Consider the following 16,171-nt stretch of genomic DNA (forward strand, 5'->3'; position numbering starts at 1 on the left):
CTGACGGATCCCCACAAATAATCTAGTCATAAACTGGCACCTGCATCAACAACTGTATTTTTTTATTCGCTGCTTCCCACTCTCGTTTTTTTAATCGTAATCGTCGGTCTCGAAATGCCCTCAATCCAATATATTGATAGGATAAAACAGACCGTGTTTTAATCGAATTCGCTTGATAACCAAGATGACTTTTCGTCAGTGTCATGACCATTCCCAGCAAAAATAGAACGTATTGAGCTAGCATGGCAATCAGTAATAAAACACAGAGATAATTTAACTTACGGGTTTTGCTTACATTAAAATTGAGCCCTGTTTTTAAGTCTCGAAAGCTTTCTTCAATTTGCATTCGTGTTCGATAGAGTTTCACTATCTTTTTGGTATCTCTTACTTTATTACACGTTAATGAAGTGGCGAGTAACCAGGGCTCTTGTTCACGGCTGGCATTAGAACGTGAGTTGGAACTGGCACGTGAACGTTCCCCTGTTGCTGTGAGCTTTTTACGGCCTTTGCTTATTTGTTTATAAACGACAAGATGCGTTATAAAGCTGTTCTTGCGTCGCATCCTATATTGGCCTAAATACTTTTCTCGTGTGGTGGCCTGTTGATAAAGTTCTCGCGTTAAAAACCAGTCATCCTCCTCGTGTTGTTTACACATGGTTTTGTTTCTAACCCGTCCAACATAATCCCAGCCTAGGGAAGTAATGAGCTGAAACCACGGTACTCGGAACCCCGCATCGCTGACGATGATAGGTTTAATATCAACCGGCAACATGGCTTTGAGTCTTTCCATAAACTGTTTATGAATAGTGGGTTTGTCTTTTTCAGCTACGGTATAGATTTGCTCAAGCAGGGTCAGTGAGCGGCCATCAATTGCCACTGATGCCCGTAATAAAAAATGTTGTTTGCGTGGATCTAAATCAGACCAGTCGACCAAAATAACAGGATGAGTTTGTTGACCAACTAACCGCATCGCCAAAGCCGAATATATGGCTCTGCTTTCATGATAAAGATGAGGATTACTCACGAGACGCATACTACGTTTTATTTGATGTTTCTCGCTTGTTTTACTATCAATATTACGGCCAATAGCGGTAATGGATAGTTGACTACCTGACAGTACACTACTCAATACCGCACATAAACTGGCTCGTCGAACTTTATGCATGCTGGGCGTGACATCGTTTAAGAATGTATTCAGAATAGTCTGGGCTCTCATGGTATTTCCTGATTTGATAAGTGTGGTAACTGATCCGATCGTTAAATATCATGAGAGTTCCTTTTTTTGATTTTAACTCATTGTTTTTAATATGCCTTTCGTGGGGATTGGTCAGTGGCTGCCCCCTTGATTCTCTGATTTTTAAAATGGGATTTCATCAATGGTAACGTCTAGTGAGAGCTCATAATCAAAGTTCCCTTCAGATGTAACTAGACGAACTACACTTCGACCTGTTACACGGTATGAATCCTTCAATTCATCTCCTTCTATTGCCCAAGCTAGCATTTTATTGGCCTCAAACTTTAATTGCGCCCAAGAATTTTTATGTAATTTTCTTAATGGTGGCGTCAAAAAATGTCTTGCACCAAAATCTGAGATGTCAGAGTCAGTTGTTGGGCATTCGCGCCCATCCTGAATCAATGTCCAGCCTTTACCTGAATAGAAATATATTGCTTCGATGTCTGCAGAAGGTGTGCTTGAATCGTTGAGAAGGTCAATCTTTATTTCGACCACACCTTTAGCAAAATATTTCGTTTTTTCTAGGTTCCCATAGATTTCCTTGAGAACAACTTTAACCCTACTTGCTTGCACATTTGTTATTTCATTTTTTGCCCAAGCTAGTTCTTCTGCCAACCTCTCCTTAAGATTGCTTATAGAGTCACCATAGACGATATGTCTATGGTGTTTTAAATCAAAAGGAATGTCAGAAGCATTATTAGTCATCAGGACACAAAGTTTGCCCATAGCGTGTGCATACCCAACCTCGTAAAAAACATTTGGATTTTGTCCTGACATGTCAGCAATGACAAGGTCGGCTGCTTTTATTTGTCTATATATCCTTTCTAATATTCCTTCTTGAAAAATCTGCTCATCTACCCTTTCAGCTTTAATGTCCAGCTGAGCTGCCGTATCTTTGACACCCAATTTGTATACATCATCAAATGTTTCATTAAACGGCATTAGAACGAAGGCAAATATGTTTGTGTCTGCTTTATCCATAGGAATCCTCTTAAAGCTAACGCCAATGTAGCAAATTGATTTGGAGGGAGAGCGGAAAACCAATCCCATTAACGTGATTGTTAGGGGTATTATGACAGTAGATCATTAATCCGATGCATATACCACGGCTCTGGAGTTTCAAGTTTAATTTGATGATGAACTACATCTTTACTTGGAAGAGTTATTTCCCAGAGATACCGTTTTTGTATGCCTTCTGAATTCCAAAACTCACCGCTCTCAGGTGATGGCTCAAGAACAAAACAGCAGGATTTTTCTCTTCTGTATTTTTTATTTGCTTCGAATTTACTTGTGCAGGTTAGCAGCACATATGGAATATAATCGTGCGGCATCCCCTTGAGCGACCAAATATCTTCCCGTCGTGCGACTTCGAGCAAGTCGTGTAATTCTAGCCAAGAGAGAGCTTTGACAAACTTTTTTAGTTTTTCATATATGCTATCGATATTTTGAAAAGCCCATTCTTTTGCCGACTCCGCTAAAGCTGGATCTCTAGGAAGATTTTTAAAACAATCATATGGCTTGTGGTTTTCTATTACAGTTGGACAGCCAGAATCCTTGTAGTGTGCAAAATGCGTCTGTTTTTGTGATTTGTCGCCCTTAACGAATACTGACGTGTTACAAATACGACAGCAACCATCGCAGTCTGGACCATATTCAACCATCCACTCATCCATATGAACTGGTTTTTTCGTTGGATCACTTGGATGGTAAGCGTACACATTCATATTCGGGGCCTCCTACGTCTAAAACTGCGCTTTACGGCTGTTACACGGAATATGGAATAACATTATGGATAGCTTTATTTCTCTGATTTTATTGTCTGTGGAATGAAGATATTTCAGGGGTGGGGTAACGACCATGACAAGCACTCCATTTCTTATCTCGTTAAATCCATTTGCATAACTCGCCGCTATTATTGAAAAGCGCATGACGCAAAAATATCAGCTCTCACGAATAGTACAACGGTCACTTTTTCTTGTCGATTAGTGACTCGATATAAATAAGCCCCGATGGTAAAAACCTATCAGGGCTTAATTCAGCATCAAATGTCACAAACGAAATTTTAATAAAGCCTTGGATTAAATGCTTGCCGTAATACACGATGAGCTATAGTGACGGGTAAAGACATATGATCTTCCCCTTCTTGCAGGTAATAGGCACTTCGGAAACCATAGGCTGACAGGGCTTTCATTCGGTCTGCCAGCAGCTCAATATCCTGCCGTTCCTGCACATCATCACCCTCTGCCACTAGCAGATACAAGCTTTTATCGACCACTGAGACTTCATCGGTTTTAACCTGTTTCATAAACGTTTGCTCATGCGGCATGAGATAACGATGTGCCCACCACAGGCTGGGGCTGGAGACGATGTAATGTTGAAACAGGGTTGGCTGGGTGTACAGCGCATAAAGGGCAAACATGCCACCGAAAGAGTGACCATAGAGTGACTGCCGTTCTTGGTTAATGTCATAACGACGAGCGATTTCAGGCTGTAAGGTGTTTTTTAAGAAGTCGATAAATTCGTCTTGCCCACCTTGTGGTGGGTCATTCACTTCTTTGGGTACAGGGGGTGAAAAGTCATAAGAACGTCGATAAAAATCAAACGGCTTATCGGTGGGGTAAGCCACCGCTACAATCAGTGTGTCGGCATAGTCTGATTCCATTCGTTTAGCGTCATGAAAGGCAGCAAACACGGAGTTACCATCCAGAATATACAACACCGGCATAGGCTCATCGGGAGTTTGGTTTCCAGGCAAGCTCACCATAATCTGATAATCCTGTCCTGCTTTGTTTTTCAGGGTGAATTGCTCAGAGGCTGGTAAAGAAACGGGTTGAGCCACTACCTGCAAAGGCAGGTAGCAGCACATGACGATGAAAAAACTAAGTATCTGTCTTAATCTCAACATCAGACTTACCAGTTGTAGTTAAAGCTGGCGATGACTTTACGACCAATACCGCGGTAGCAATAGCCATACTCACAGGTATCGTATTCGTTATTGAACAAATTCGTGGCATTGATAGCGACGGTTGCACCGCGAACCCACTGCGTCAGGTCATAAGAAGTGCGTGCATCAACGATGGTGTAAGCGCCATTTTTCTGCGTATTATCACTGGTACTATATGACTCACCAACCCAACGTACACCACCACCTACTTTCCAATTCGTCGTCATAGGGTAGTTTGTCCATAATGAGGCCATGTGTCTCGGTATGCCGACAAACTGTTTACCTTCATCGCCATCATTACTTTTTGTCACTTTGGCACTCTGATAGGTATAACTAGCAACAAGTTGTAGGCCTGACTCCCATTGAGTATTCGCTTCTAATTCAAGACCTCTAACCTGTTTCTCACCTTTTTGAATCTGGTTATTGATGTCATTCGGGTCTTGCGTCAACACATTTTGTTGTGTCAAATCAAAGACGCTGGCAGTAAAAAAGCTGTCCAATCCGACTGGCTTATATTTAAGCCCAATTTCCCATTGCTCACCTTCTGTTGGCTTGTACTGCTGACCATTTACGTTACTACTAAAAGTAGCAATATATGAGGTCGCATAGCTGATGTAGGGACTAATGCCATTATCAAAGGCGTAGAGTAAACCGGCACTGCCGGTTGTTTGTTGATCATCCAGGCTTTTTCGCGTTTGGGCTAAATAATCATGCGTTTCTTTTTCAACCTTGTCATGACGCAAACCAAGCGATAAGCGCCAGTTATTAAGCGCGATTTGATCTTGCACGTACAGCCCGACCTGCTCACCTTCATTTTTATCGTTTGAGATCAATGTCGATGGACGAGAGATAGACTGACGGTAGTCAGGGTTTAACATGTCGATGGTCGGGGCATCGCCATAGGCGTATCTGACACGACTATTTACTTGATAGTAGTCGAGCCCAGTTAATAATTTATGACTCAACATGGCCGTAGAGAATTGGCTTTCGAGCGACGTATCCATCACCAGATTATGCATATCCTCATAGACACCATAAGCGGTTCTATCGAGCGTATGACCGTCTGCGTTTAAGGTGCCATCTGCATACTGATTTGTTGTATCCACATAGCTATAGCGAGCATTCTGACGTAAGGTAAATGTGTCATTAAAACGGTGCTCAAATTCATAACCCACAGATGTTTGCGTCTGTAGCAACTTATCGAAATCGACATCGCCACCCCAAAAATCGGTGACATGCTCACCATCAATGGCGAAAGGTCGTGGTGAACCTGCTGTTTCATAGCGTTGACGTTGTGCCAACAATGTCAGGCTGGTGTCATCATTAGGACGCCAGGTTAATGAAGGGGCAAAATACAGATTGTCGTCTATCACGCCAACAATGTCTGAACGACTTTTACGAGCCAGCCCGACAACGCGATAGGTCCATTCATCGGTGTCACCCACTTTACCGGCAAAATCAAACTGCCCTTGGTAGTGATCATCGGTCCCTGCTTGTACTTCTACTTCATGAATAGCTTCGGCTGTTGGGCGCTTGCTGACACGGTTGACCAAACCACCTGGGCTGATTTGCCCGAATAAAACAGAGTCCGGTCCTTTAACGACATCAATTCGCTCCAAACCATACGGCTCTGTGCGTAAATAAGATAGCCAGCCAGAATTCGACTGACGTAAACCATCCCGATAATCAGCATCAGTGGTGACATCAAACCCGCGAATTGTGATCTGATCAAAGCGTGGGTCATAACCTGAGTTACCTATTCTTACCCCTGCGACATAGGCCACGGCATCTTCAACGGTTTGCACTTTACGGTCTTTAATTTGATCCGCTGTGACCACCGTGACGGAACGAGGCATTTCAATCAGTGGTGTGTCCGTTTTGGTGACTGAAGCACTACGTGTCGCTAAATAACCTTCTACCGGACTTGTAGCTGTTTCACTCACGCCATCAGCATCGATATTGACCACCGGCAAATCCACGCCAGCTTCTGAACCATCTGTGACTTGTTTTACGGTGTAGCTGGTGGCGGATGTTTTTATGGCAACTAAACCATGAGATGACAACAAACGTTGCAAGCCTGTCTGTACATCGACACTCGCTACCAGGCCATTGCTACGTTTGTTCGCCGTGATTTGCGAATTCACGGACAGATCAATATTCGCAGCTAGAGCAAAGCGGTTTAATACTTGATCAAGTGGCCCAGCAGCAATATTAAATGCCTGAGTGGAAGCTTGTGATGTTTCAGCATGGGCTTGGTCTGAGACGGTGATAACCGCTGAGCCAATGGCTACCGCCATCATTACGCTTAAGGGTAAAACTTTAAAAACGTATCGACTCTGGCTAGATGTTTTCAGGTAGGACATATCAACCTCTTAGTGAATAAATTGTCTTTACCTGTACTTCGATTGAACAAACAAAAACCCATAAAGAAATTTTCATTTTTTGGAAAATAATTTTTAACACTATGAAAACACATTGGTTTTAAGAAAAGTAAACCTACCTAGTAACGAATAAATAACAATGTCACAGGAAGATTTTCAGATATGTAAAAAAACTTGATCAGCAGGTCTTTAAACGATAATGTATCTCATTATCAAATGTAAGTCATTGTTTTCTACTCATGTCTCAACACAATATTGAAACCTTATATCGGGAGCACCATAGCTGGTTACATCGCTGGCTGCGTGGCCGTTTGGGATGTGAGCACAGTGCGGCAGATATCGCTCACGACACCTATATTAAGGTGATGCTGTCTAATACGATTCCGACAGATGATCAGCCGCGGCGCTATCTCACTCGTATTGCCAAAAGTCTGGTCATTGATCTGTTTCGGCGGCGACAAATTGAGGCGGCTTATCTGGAAACTGTTCGCCACCTTCCAGAACAAGATATACCCAGTGAAGAAACTCAGCATATTGTGGTGGAAACTTTGCTGGAAATTGACCAAATGCTGCAAACCCTGCCGAATCATGTTCGCCAGGCGTTTTTAATGAGAAAGCTGGATGGTATGAGTTATCGGGAGATTGCCGCCGTCATGAATGTTTCAGTTTCTTCAGTAGAAAAGTACGTGGCTAAAGCATTAACCGCCTGTTTTCTGCATAGTGTGAAAGTGCCATCATGAGTGCATCACCGCACCCAAGCTCAGACATTATCGAGACGGCGGCGTCATGGATGGCCAGATTATGGGCAGAGGATGCCAGCCCTGAAGATAAACAGGCTTGTGAACATTGGCGTCAGCAAAGTTCAGAGCATGAACAAGCCTGGCAAGTCTTAATATCCATGTCTGAGCGGTTTGAACGCTTACCCCAACATGCTGCCAACAGTGCTTTACTGACATCGAAACAGAATAGTCGTCGCCAGTTTTTACAGTGGGTGGGAATATTTATTGGCTCAGCCAGTGTGGGCTTTGGTATCCACAAGACGGATGTCTGGCAACAGGCCATGTCAGACTACAGTACCGGTATTGGTGAAACACGAGAAGTGCACTTGGCAGATGGCAGTCACTTGCAACTGAATACCGATACGGCTATTGATGTTGTGTTTAATGGCAAACAACGCCTGATTCATCTCAATCAGGGTGAAGTGTTTATTTCTACGGGTCATGCAGCCGAGTTTGTTAATCAGCCATTTATTGTGATGACGGCACAAGGTCAAATCGAAGCGCTGGGCACACAATTTAATGTCAGGCAAAATGCTAACACCACCGAAGTGACCGTAATTCAAGACAGCGTGTTAATTCATCATGCACAGCAACAGCTCACCTTAAACGCAGGTGAAAGAATTCGTTTTAATGATCATCAACTTACTGAAACAGTGACAGCGGATCCGACCATCACCAGTTGGAGACAAAATAAGCTGGTCGCTGAACAAATGCCGGTGTCGCAATTCATTAATGAGCTATCACGTTATCGCTCTGGCATTTTACGCTGTGATGACGCGGTCGCCGATCTGAAGGTTAGCGGGGTTTTTCCACTCAATGACACGGATAAAGCCTTGCAACAAATGGCACAGGCCCTCCTCGTCTCGATTCATTCACGCACACGCTATTGGGTCACAATTGTGCCGAGAGAAACAAGTCTATGACACAGCCTCTCACAAAAACCGATCCGATCAATCAAGCTTGTATTTGGGCGGCTAGACTCTGGGCAGATGATGTATCAGAAGGGGATAAACAAGCTTTTCACCAGTGGCTTGAAGCTGACCCCATTCATGAAAAAGCATGGCAACAAGTGTTAAACCTGCAACAGCAATTTAACGCGGTGCCCGACAGACATGTCGGCAGCAAAGTTTTACAACATCGTAGTGGTATCAGTCGTCGTCAACTGCTAACCGTGGCTGGTGTCGGGATCGGTGTCGGAGCAATCAGCATGGATCGCTGGTTGCCTTCACAGGTGAATGGCACTTCTTATGTCACGGCCAAAGGCGAGATTCGTCATTGGCAATTAAGCGATGGCACCACATTAGCACTCAATACGGACAGTAAGGTTGATGTTCAATTTGACGCTGTCTCTCGTAAAATCATTTTACTTCATGGTGAAATCTCGATTGATACCGGTAAAGATGCCCGGCCTCTGTCAATTGTTAGTCGCGATGGTGTTATAGAGCCACTGGGAACACGTTTCAATGTGCAGCAATCTGAGTTAGAAACACAGTTAACGGTCTTTGAAGGTCGGGTGAGAATCACACCAACAGAAACACCTGACTTACATACCATAGTTCCTGCTGGTGAAGGTGTTAACTTTTCAGCAGTCCAAATCGCTCAGCCGTTCCAGGCGGATCCTATCTCGAGCTTATGGCAGGAAGGTAAACTCGCGGTAGCAGATATGCCGTTAAATGAGTTTGTCCAACAGCTAGCCAGATACCGCACAGGTATTGTTCGCGTTAGCCCCGAACTCAATCGTTTAACGATTACCGGTATTTTTTCTGTACAAGATAGTGATCGCGTGCTGGAAAAGCTCACTGAAATTTTGCCTGTCAGAGTCAGCTACTTCACTCCTTACTGGGTCAGTATCAAACCACTGACGTCCTAATTTTTCTGTGGTTAACGACTTTCTTAGCTAATCACACCCGTTAAATTTCCCCAATAAAAACAAATGGATAATCACTTCACATGGATCAGCTCGCCTAACAATCAGTTAATGCGAATAATTATTATTACGGGTTTTCACTCCACATTCGGTATTACAAGTACAAACCATATTTACTGACTAATACTGAAGGAACTGAAACATGCCGTTACGTCGTTTCTTGCGACTACCCACTTTATTCATAACGCTTAATATGTGTGCTGCCACAGGTTTGTTCGCCGGTGTCAGCCAATGCGTTTATGCACAAGACAGCAACACGGATGTTCAGTCTTTTTCTTTATCTGCAGGCAGCCTGGATCAGGTTTTACGTCAATTTGGTCTCAATGCCGGTATTGCCTTGTATGTTGACTCCTCTCTGGTCAATCACCAGCACAGCAATGGATTGGTGGGTGACTATAGCGCTCAACAAGGCCTGCAAACCTTGCTGGCTGGCACTGGACTCACTGCCGTTAAACAACCTGACGGCAGCTTCCGTATCGAACCTGTACCCACACTCACCTTATCTGAAGATGAAAGCAGCGTGGATTTAGGCAAAATCGACATTGTGGGTGACACACTACTTTTTACTCAAGACACCATTGGTTACAACGATGTGTTTGATAAAAATATCTCCAGCACCTATGTCGGAAAACAAGAGTTAGAGCGATTCAAAGGTTCATCACCCGCCGATATGCTCAGTGGCATGCTCAATGTTTATAGCGCCGATGCCCGAAACAGTGGCGGGATTGATCCGAATATCCGAGGCATTCAAGGCCCTGGCCGTGTGCCACTCACAATCGATGGTACCGAGCAGGCCATTACTATCTGGCGTGGTTACAACGGTGCCAATAACCGGAGTTATATCGACCCCAACCTCATCGGCAATATCAAAGCGATCAAAGGCCCCAACCTGGAACGTAATGTCCATAGCGGCATTGGTGGTGCCATCGTAGCAAATACGCTCACGGTGGATGACATCCTAAAACCAGGTGAAGCATTTGGCGGTGAGCTCAAACTTGAAGGTAGCAATAATGCCGTGGATGCAAATGTGCCCCGGTTATCAACGGGTCAGTCTTATACCGATATTCCTGGATTCGATCCTGTCGGTGATATCTACGATCCAACGCTTTATGTCGAACCTCATTCTGGTGGGCAAGACTACTTCGCTGACTATGCCTATCGTCTGGCCGTTGGTACGCGTCAGGAAAAATTTGATCTGATGGGGGCTTACGCTTATCGCAAAAAAGGTAACCATTTTGCCGGTAAACATCAGGATGGTTTCTACTCCCGCGGCTCAGATAATCTTCAAGACAATATGATTCCGGACTTGGCAAATATCTATAAGCCAGGAGATGAATTACCCAACACCTCCAGTGAAATGGAATCCTGGTTAGCCAAAGCCAAACTCAAATTCAGTGATGTTGAGAGCCTGTCATTCGGTTATAGGGATACCTCTACCACTTATGGTGAAATATTCCCGTCACGTATTTCATGGGAAAGAGCCGTCGATGAAGGCGTACCGCAATGGCCTTTAAGTGAGGTCAAAGCAAAAGCCTACAACCTCGAATACGAACTCAACCCTGAAACCAATCGCTGGGTCGACTTTTACGCGAGTGTCTGGAGAACGGATACCGTCAGTGATACCTATACCGGTGGCGGTTACCCCAATGAACCTTATGACCGAAATGCTTCTGGTGATACTCGCTTGCGGAATACGGCAATCAGAAATGCCAAAGAAGATCGTAAAGGCGTCACCTTAAGCAATACCTTTGCTTTGATGGATAACCTTGATCTCACCGTAGGCGGTCGTTATCAACATGAAAAATTACGCTCAGATGATCAATACGGTGACCCTGAACTAGACAGTGTTTTCAGAATGTTTCCCAAAGCTGGGCGTCGTCAGGAAAAAGAGATGAACTTCAACTTTGCCTGGAAACCGACACACTTTCTTAGTGTGGATGCCGGTATGCGTTATTCCTCTTTCTGGACGTTTGATGATTTTCGTAAAAGCCAATTGGATGCAGGTAACACCAGCCTCAATAGTTATGCGCCTACGATAGGAAGAACCATCCACGTTGAATATGACAAAGTGATTACTCAGGCTGATGTCGATCCAGAAATACAGAATTGGGAGGATAACCGTGCCTTCTGGGAGTCAATGGGCGCTGACGTAGACGCATTCATCCAGCAGATTCAAGATACTGTAGGTACAACGGAAACGGCATCCTATGAGAGCGTCTGGAAAGTCGGTAAAGATGGAAAATATTATAGAAATAATCACCCCTGTTTAACGATAGAAGCCAATGTGACGGCATGTCATAACGGGGCGCAGGTCATTGGTAATGTGCAAACCATTAAAAAGGTGAAACACCTCAAAGGGGATGGCTGGGCTCCGGTTCTGTCGGTTGCGATGGATCTGAATGACGATAGTCGCATTTATGCTCGTCATAGTCAGGCTTATCGTTTCCCCAGTTTATTTGAAAATACCATTAGCTTTTCAGCCTCACTGCCCAATCCAAATTATGAGTTAAAACCAGAGCATATTTATAACTATGAAGTGGGTTATGTGCATAACTTGGCAGGGGTTTTTGATGCGGATTATGCCGATATCAAACTCAGCTATTTTTATAACCGTACTGAAAACGTTATCGAACGTGATCCTAATAGTCACTTCAGTAATTTGGAAAAACAAACACTGGAAGGCATTGAGTTTCAGGGACGCTATGACAATGGCGGCTTTTTCACCAACCTGAGCCTTGCTTATAACTTCGAAAATGAAGTCTGTGATGAATCATCTGCTGTTGTATTAGATTACCGCTCCACCAGTGATTGTGTTGAAGATGGCTTTGTCGGCGGATACCTGGTGAGCATGGCTATGCCGGAATACACCGCTAACTGGACGTTAGGTGGGCGATTTTTCAATCGTAAATTAGAGCTGGGAAGCCGTGTCACCTATTACTACAAACATCAGGACAAGTTTGAAAGTAATTATCGTGATCCTTCAGACATCACTTTCTTCGCTAATACGCCACTGTCATGGGACACCATCCTATTATTTGATGCCTATGCCAGCTACCAGTTAAACGATGACATCAGTGTAGAGCTGACCGGCACCAATCTCAGCAATGAATATTACATCGATCCGATGAGTCGTTCTGCCATTCCAGCTCCAGGACGCACATTCAAACTCAGCCTCACGGCTAAATTTTAATCATGAGACAAGGAGGTGGTTTCTCAAAAAAAGCAGTGTTACCGAATAACTAACTATTTTTTAAATACGAGGACAATATGATGAAAACATTACAAAAACTATCAATTCTTGCTTTAGCTTTAGGTCTAAGTGGTATGGCTCATGCGACAGAATCAGGTCAAAGCTATTTAGGTGATATAACTGTGGGTGGAATCACTAGTACTATTCCTTCACACCCTGGAACCATCGGGGCACCAGGTGTTGGCGTTACTGCTTTTTATGGTGGTGCAATGGTAAGTTTCTCAAACCTTACCAGCATGGTTAGTGCTGATGGCAATGGTATCTACACCATTACACCGGCCATGATGCCGCCTTCTCACGCATCTCTGGGTAATTTTGATTTCGCTAAAGTATCAGGACAGGAAGTCTATTTTGGTGAATGGTCACAAAATGGCACCACAAACGATCCAACCCGTGTGGTTTATTACTCAGGTGATGACACAGGCACCACTATGCCAACTACTGGTACAGCGGCCTATACCGTTAAAGGTATCAACAATTACAACGGCTCTAACTTACTGACCGGTACGCTGAACGCTAACTTCGGCACTGGCAACCTATCCGGCTCAATGAGCAGAAGCGGTCTAAGCATTGCTATCAATGCATCAATTAACAGCACAGATGCCAGCTTCTCAGGTGCCGCTTTAGCTAATAGCTCAACTATAGGTACTACTGAAGGTCACTTCTATGGGGCTGATGCTGCCGCTTTAGCAGGGATTGCTAAATTTACTAACCGTGATTACGACACTGCTTTTGGTGGTGCTAAATAATCATTGTTAGTTCAAGGATGAAACATGGCCAGATGCTTCCGGGCATCTGGCTTTTTCCTTTTCATGAGTTTCAACATGATGTTTGATGTATACCGATCTCACCACTATCCCACTTCAGGATGGATAGCGTTTTTATGCCTTATGGTTTTATGCATAAGCAGCCCGGATAGTTGGGCAGATGATAAAGACACCTCACTTCGCTTAAATCAGGGCATTGAGTTACGCGCTGATCAACAAGAGCAGGAAATCCTGAAAGATGAGGATTATCTACGAGGAGAACGCCCCAGTTTAATCATCGATGGTCAGTCATACACCGTTCAGCGCAACAGTAATGATGTCGGCCGTGCCTTGTATGTGTCATTGCAGAAAAAACAGTGGTCGTCGGTGAAGTTTTTTCTGCAAGAATATGAAGAATTTGCTGATGCAGATCCTATGCTGCTCGCCTATGCACGGGGTGCTATTGCCCGGATGGAAGGTAATCTGGAACAGGCAGAAACTGAATACCGCCAGCTTATCGACTTAAAACCCGACTTTTTGCCCGGTCAGTTAGAACTCGCACGCGTGCTATTTGAAAATAGGAAAGATGTAGAGTCAGATCAGGTGTTTGGCAGCATTCAACAGACATTAAATCCTGCCGATGCACGTCAGCAAGGCGTTAGCACCACGGTAGATAGTTTTTTACAGGCTTTAGATAAACGCCAGTCATGGCAAGGTTCCTTTTCCATTGGCCCAACCTGGGCCGATAATTTGAACCAATCCTCCGAAAGCTACAGTTGCTTACTCTATTTTGGCAATGTCTGCTTCTACGAACGCGAGACACCCGAAGCGGTGAAAGCACATGGCCTGGATTACGAAGCCACACTGAATAAACGATTTGCTTTATCAGGCCATCATGGTGTGTTTTTCCGTTCATTATTATTTGGTCAAAGTTATAAAGATCATTCTGACTTCAATGAAAGCCAAATCACCTCACAGCTAGGCTATAGCTATCATGCTCAACGTGATCAGTTTTCATTCGCCCCTTCTTTTGATTTCTCACGTTATGGTCAGCGCTCCATGTACGGTGCCTGGGGTTTACATAGTGAGTGGTTACATTATGTGTCTGATCGTGTGCTGTTTAAACTCGAAGCCGACTACAAAGATCAGCAGTATCGACAAGAAGACTATGCTGCTTATAACGGTGATATCTGGTCAGCTTACGCCACCGCCTGGTATGTATTTCCTCACCGCTGGACTGTCTTTGGCGGTGTGGACTGGACGCAAAAACAGGCTGAAGTGGACCCCTATACCTATCAGCAAATAGGCATCAGAGCTGGTCTGTCCAAAGAATTCAATGAAGACATTAACGCCGTGCTTTTTGCCTCTGTGCGTCAACGCAAACATGATGAATTTAATGCCTTACTTGGTGAGCAGCGTGAAGATATTGAGCAAAACTACACACTTATCGTGCGTTTCCCCGGACTGAGTTTTTATGGGCTGGAACCTAATCTCACCCTGAAACATCGAAAAGTGCATAGCAATGTGAACTGGCTTTATTCCTATGAACGTAATGCTGTGAGCCTCCGACTTGAGAAACAATTTTAATCGGGAAGATTTATGTCACGCATCCTTTTTTATCTGTTTTTATCGTTTTATTCTCTATATGCCAGCGCTGCCGATAATAGCTGGCAAACTCTACAAACACAGGCGACTGACGCATTTAAAGCAGAAGATTATCAAACAGCTGAAACAACCATAAAACAAGCGATTGCCATTACAGAAAAAGCTGATAATGGGGCGGCCTATAAAGCCAGCAGTCTTAATTTATTAGCCTTTATTCAGGAGGCACAAGGTCAACATGAACAGGCAATGACAAGCTTATCAACCGCGGTGAGCTTGGCAAAACAAGTCCTAGCCTCACCAGATGAGCAAATAGCCACCTTATTATTTAATCAGGGCGTATTACTGCAAAAAAATAATCAGTTAAATAAGGCTGATAGTGTGCTGGATGAATCCATAGAACAGTTCCAGCTCAGTCAGAGTGATGGTGGTGGTAAATTATGGCAGGCTATTTTATTAAGAGCGCAGATCTTAATATCACTTGGGAAGCAGCCACAGGCATTAAACCTGATTTCAGACACATTATCCGACGCAACGGATAAAGCAGATATCCCGTTACCGTTATCGATAGAAAGCGATTTAGTCCTATTAGCGGCTGATATCCAGCTAAATGAGGGTCAGTTATATCAAGCGATCACCTCGCTTGAACACATGAAAAAGAAGCTTAGTCATGACACAACATCAGCAGCCGAGAATTTGCCAGCATTGCTGAGTTTACTATCCAAAGCTTATGAGAAATCAGGCCAAGCAGATAAAGCAGCCACCACCCGAGAACAATTTGTTAAATTACAAAATCAGGGCACACCTTCCATGACAATGGTGATGCAACTGAATGAGTTGGGGCTATACCAACAACAGCGAGATAACCTAAAACAAGCTGAACAGTATTACCAACAAGCCTTATCGCAACTATCCGCTTTGGGCAAACAACAGAGCATCGAACAAGCCACTATCTTAGGTAATCTGGGTAGCATACAACTGGCCCAACATAATGCTAAAGCGGCTGAAGCCTCATTAAAACAAAGCTTAGAACTGTACCAACACATTCGCGAACATCCGGTGCAAACCGCACGTATAGCGGGCTATCTGGGCACGCTGTATTACAACAAGCGAGACTTTGCTAAAGCCGAAACCGCTTTCTTAACGGCAGTAGAAAACTTACAAAAAACGACTCCTGAAAATGATGACAGTTTATTGCTGGCGCTACAAAATTTACAGTCACTCTATATCGCCTGGGGTAAATCTGAAAAAGCGGCAGCCTACAATCTAACCATCCAGGACCTTAAACAAAGACTTCAATAAAAATCA

At 44.0% G+C, this 16,171-nt stretch carries 12 protein-coding genes; 7 read left to right on the forward strand and 5 right to left on the reverse strand.

Annotated features, from left to right (window positions below; translation table 11 throughout):
• Positions 1–22: 22 nt before the first annotated feature.
• From AC13DA_RS02325 to AC13DA_RS02345, 5 genes are all read right to left on the reverse strand, one after another.
• Entirely contained in the window at positions 23–1,216 is a 1,194-nt protein-coding gene (locus AC13DA_RS02325) for an IS4 family transposase (RefSeq protein WP_482945840.1), read from the reverse strand.
• A gap of 141 nt (positions 1,217–1,357) precedes the next feature.
• Positions 1,358–2,215, reverse strand: a complete 858-nt coding sequence (locus tag AC13DA_RS02330; RefSeq protein WP_284451474.1) for a nucleoside 2-deoxyribosyltransferase — start codon at positions 2,213–2,215, stop codon at positions 1,358–1,360.
• An 89-nt stretch (positions 2,216–2,304) separates the two neighbouring features.
• The gene (locus AC13DA_RS02335) at positions 2,305–2,958 is read right to left on the reverse strand and encodes a competence protein CoiA family protein (RefSeq protein ID WP_284451473.1); all 654 of its coding nucleotides are present in this window, start codon (positions 2,956–2,958) and stop codon (positions 2,305–2,307) included.
• A gap of 338 nt (positions 2,959–3,296) precedes the next feature.
• A complete protein-coding gene (locus tag AC13DA_RS02340) occupies positions 3,297–4,139 on the reverse strand; it encodes an alpha/beta hydrolase (RefSeq protein WP_284451472.1) in 843 nt (280 codons plus the stop codon).
• A gap of 5 nt (positions 4,140–4,144) precedes the next feature.
• Positions 4,145–6,541, reverse strand: a complete 2,397-nt coding sequence (locus AC13DA_RS02345) for a TonB-dependent siderophore receptor (protein ID WP_284451471.1) — start codon at positions 6,539–6,541, stop codon at positions 4,145–4,147.
• A 257-nt stretch (positions 6,542–6,798) separates the two neighbouring features.
• Here AC13DA_RS02345 and AC13DA_RS02350 point away from each other — a divergent pair, with 257 nt between their 5' ends.
• From AC13DA_RS02350 to AC13DA_RS02380, 7 genes are all read left to right on the forward strand, one after another.
• On the forward strand, positions 6,799–7,299 hold the full coding sequence (locus tag AC13DA_RS02350) for a sigma-70 family RNA polymerase sigma factor (RefSeq protein ID WP_284451470.1): 501 nt from the start codon (positions 6,799–6,801) through the stop codon (positions 7,297–7,299).
• On the forward strand, positions 7,296–8,261 hold the full coding sequence (locus AC13DA_RS02355) for a FecR domain-containing protein (protein ID WP_284451469.1): 966 nt from the start codon (positions 7,296–7,298) through the stop codon (positions 8,259–8,261). The genes AC13DA_RS02350 and AC13DA_RS02355 overlap by 4 nt, the downstream gene beginning before the upstream one ends.
• Positions 8,258–9,208, forward strand: coding sequence for a FecR domain-containing protein (locus AC13DA_RS02360; protein WP_482945841.1), 951 nt, complete (start codon positions 8,258–8,260; stop codon positions 9,206–9,208). The genes AC13DA_RS02355 and AC13DA_RS02360 overlap by 4 nt, the downstream gene beginning before the upstream one ends.
• Before the next feature lie 199 nt (positions 9,209–9,407).
• A complete protein-coding gene (locus tag AC13DA_RS02365) occupies positions 9,408–12,455 on the forward strand; it encodes a TonB-dependent receptor (protein ID WP_482945842.1) in 3,048 nt (1,015 codons plus the stop codon).
• A gap of 80 nt (positions 12,456–12,535) precedes the next feature.
• The gene (locus AC13DA_RS02370) at positions 12,536–13,264 is read left to right on the forward strand and encodes a Slam-dependent surface lipoprotein (protein WP_284451466.1); all 729 of its coding nucleotides are present in this window, start codon (positions 12,536–12,538) and stop codon (positions 13,262–13,264) included.
• 75 nt (positions 13,265–13,339) lie between these two features.
• Positions 13,340–14,848 (forward strand): surface lipoprotein assembly modifier, encoded by a 1,509-nt coding sequence (locus AC13DA_RS02375; RefSeq protein ID WP_284451465.1) that lies wholly within the window; start codon positions 13,340–13,342, stop codon positions 14,846–14,848.
• A gap of 12 nt (positions 14,849–14,860) precedes the next feature.
• Entirely contained in the window at positions 14,861–16,165 is a 1,305-nt protein-coding gene (locus AC13DA_RS02380; RefSeq protein WP_284451464.1) for a tetratricopeptide repeat protein, read from the forward strand.
• Positions 16,166–16,171 lie beyond the last annotated feature (6 nt).

Source organism: Methylophaga sp. F-2 (genome assembly GCF_056859315.1).

Excerpts from the sequence above, each read along its gene's own strand:
- AC13DA_RS02325 (WP_482945840.1), bottom strand. The coding sequence starts at position 1,216 with ATGAGAGCCCAGACTATTCTGAATACATTCTTAAACGATGTCACGCCC.
- AC13DA_RS02330 (WP_284451474.1), bottom strand. The coding sequence starts at position 2,215 with ATGGATAAAGCAGACACAAACATATTTGCCTTCGTTCTAATGCCGTTT.
- AC13DA_RS02335 (WP_284451473.1), bottom strand. The coding sequence starts at position 2,958 with ATGAATGTGTACGCTTACCATCCAAGTGATCCAACGAAAAAACCAGTT.
- AC13DA_RS02340 (WP_284451472.1), bottom strand. The coding sequence starts at position 4,139 with ATGTTGAGATTAAGACAGATACTTAGTTTTTTCATCGTCATGTGCTGC.
- AC13DA_RS02345 (WP_284451471.1), bottom strand. The coding sequence starts at position 6,541 with ATGTCCTACCTGAAAACATCTAGCCAGAGTCGATACGTTTTTAAAGTT.
- AC13DA_RS02350 (WP_284451470.1), top strand. The coding sequence starts at position 6,799 with ATGTCTCAACACAATATTGAAACCTTATATCGGGAGCACCATAGCTGG.
- AC13DA_RS02355 (WP_284451469.1), top strand. The coding sequence starts at position 7,296 with ATGAGTGCATCACCGCACCCAAGCTCAGACATTATCGAGACGGCGGCG.
- AC13DA_RS02360 (WP_482945841.1), top strand. The coding sequence starts at position 8,258 with ATGACACAGCCTCTCACAAAAACCGATCCGATCAATCAAGCTTGTATT.
- AC13DA_RS02365 (WP_482945842.1), top strand. The coding sequence starts at position 9,408 with ATGCCGTTACGTCGTTTCTTGCGACTACCCACTTTATTCATAACGCTT.
- AC13DA_RS02370 (WP_284451466.1), top strand. The coding sequence starts at position 12,536 with ATGAAAACATTACAAAAACTATCAATTCTTGCTTTAGCTTTAGGTCTA.
- AC13DA_RS02375 (WP_284451465.1), top strand. The coding sequence starts at position 13,340 with ATGATGTTTGATGTATACCGATCTCACCACTATCCCACTTCAGGATGG.
- AC13DA_RS02380 (WP_284451464.1), top strand. The coding sequence starts at position 14,861 with ATGTCACGCATCCTTTTTTATCTGTTTTTATCGTTTTATTCTCTATAT.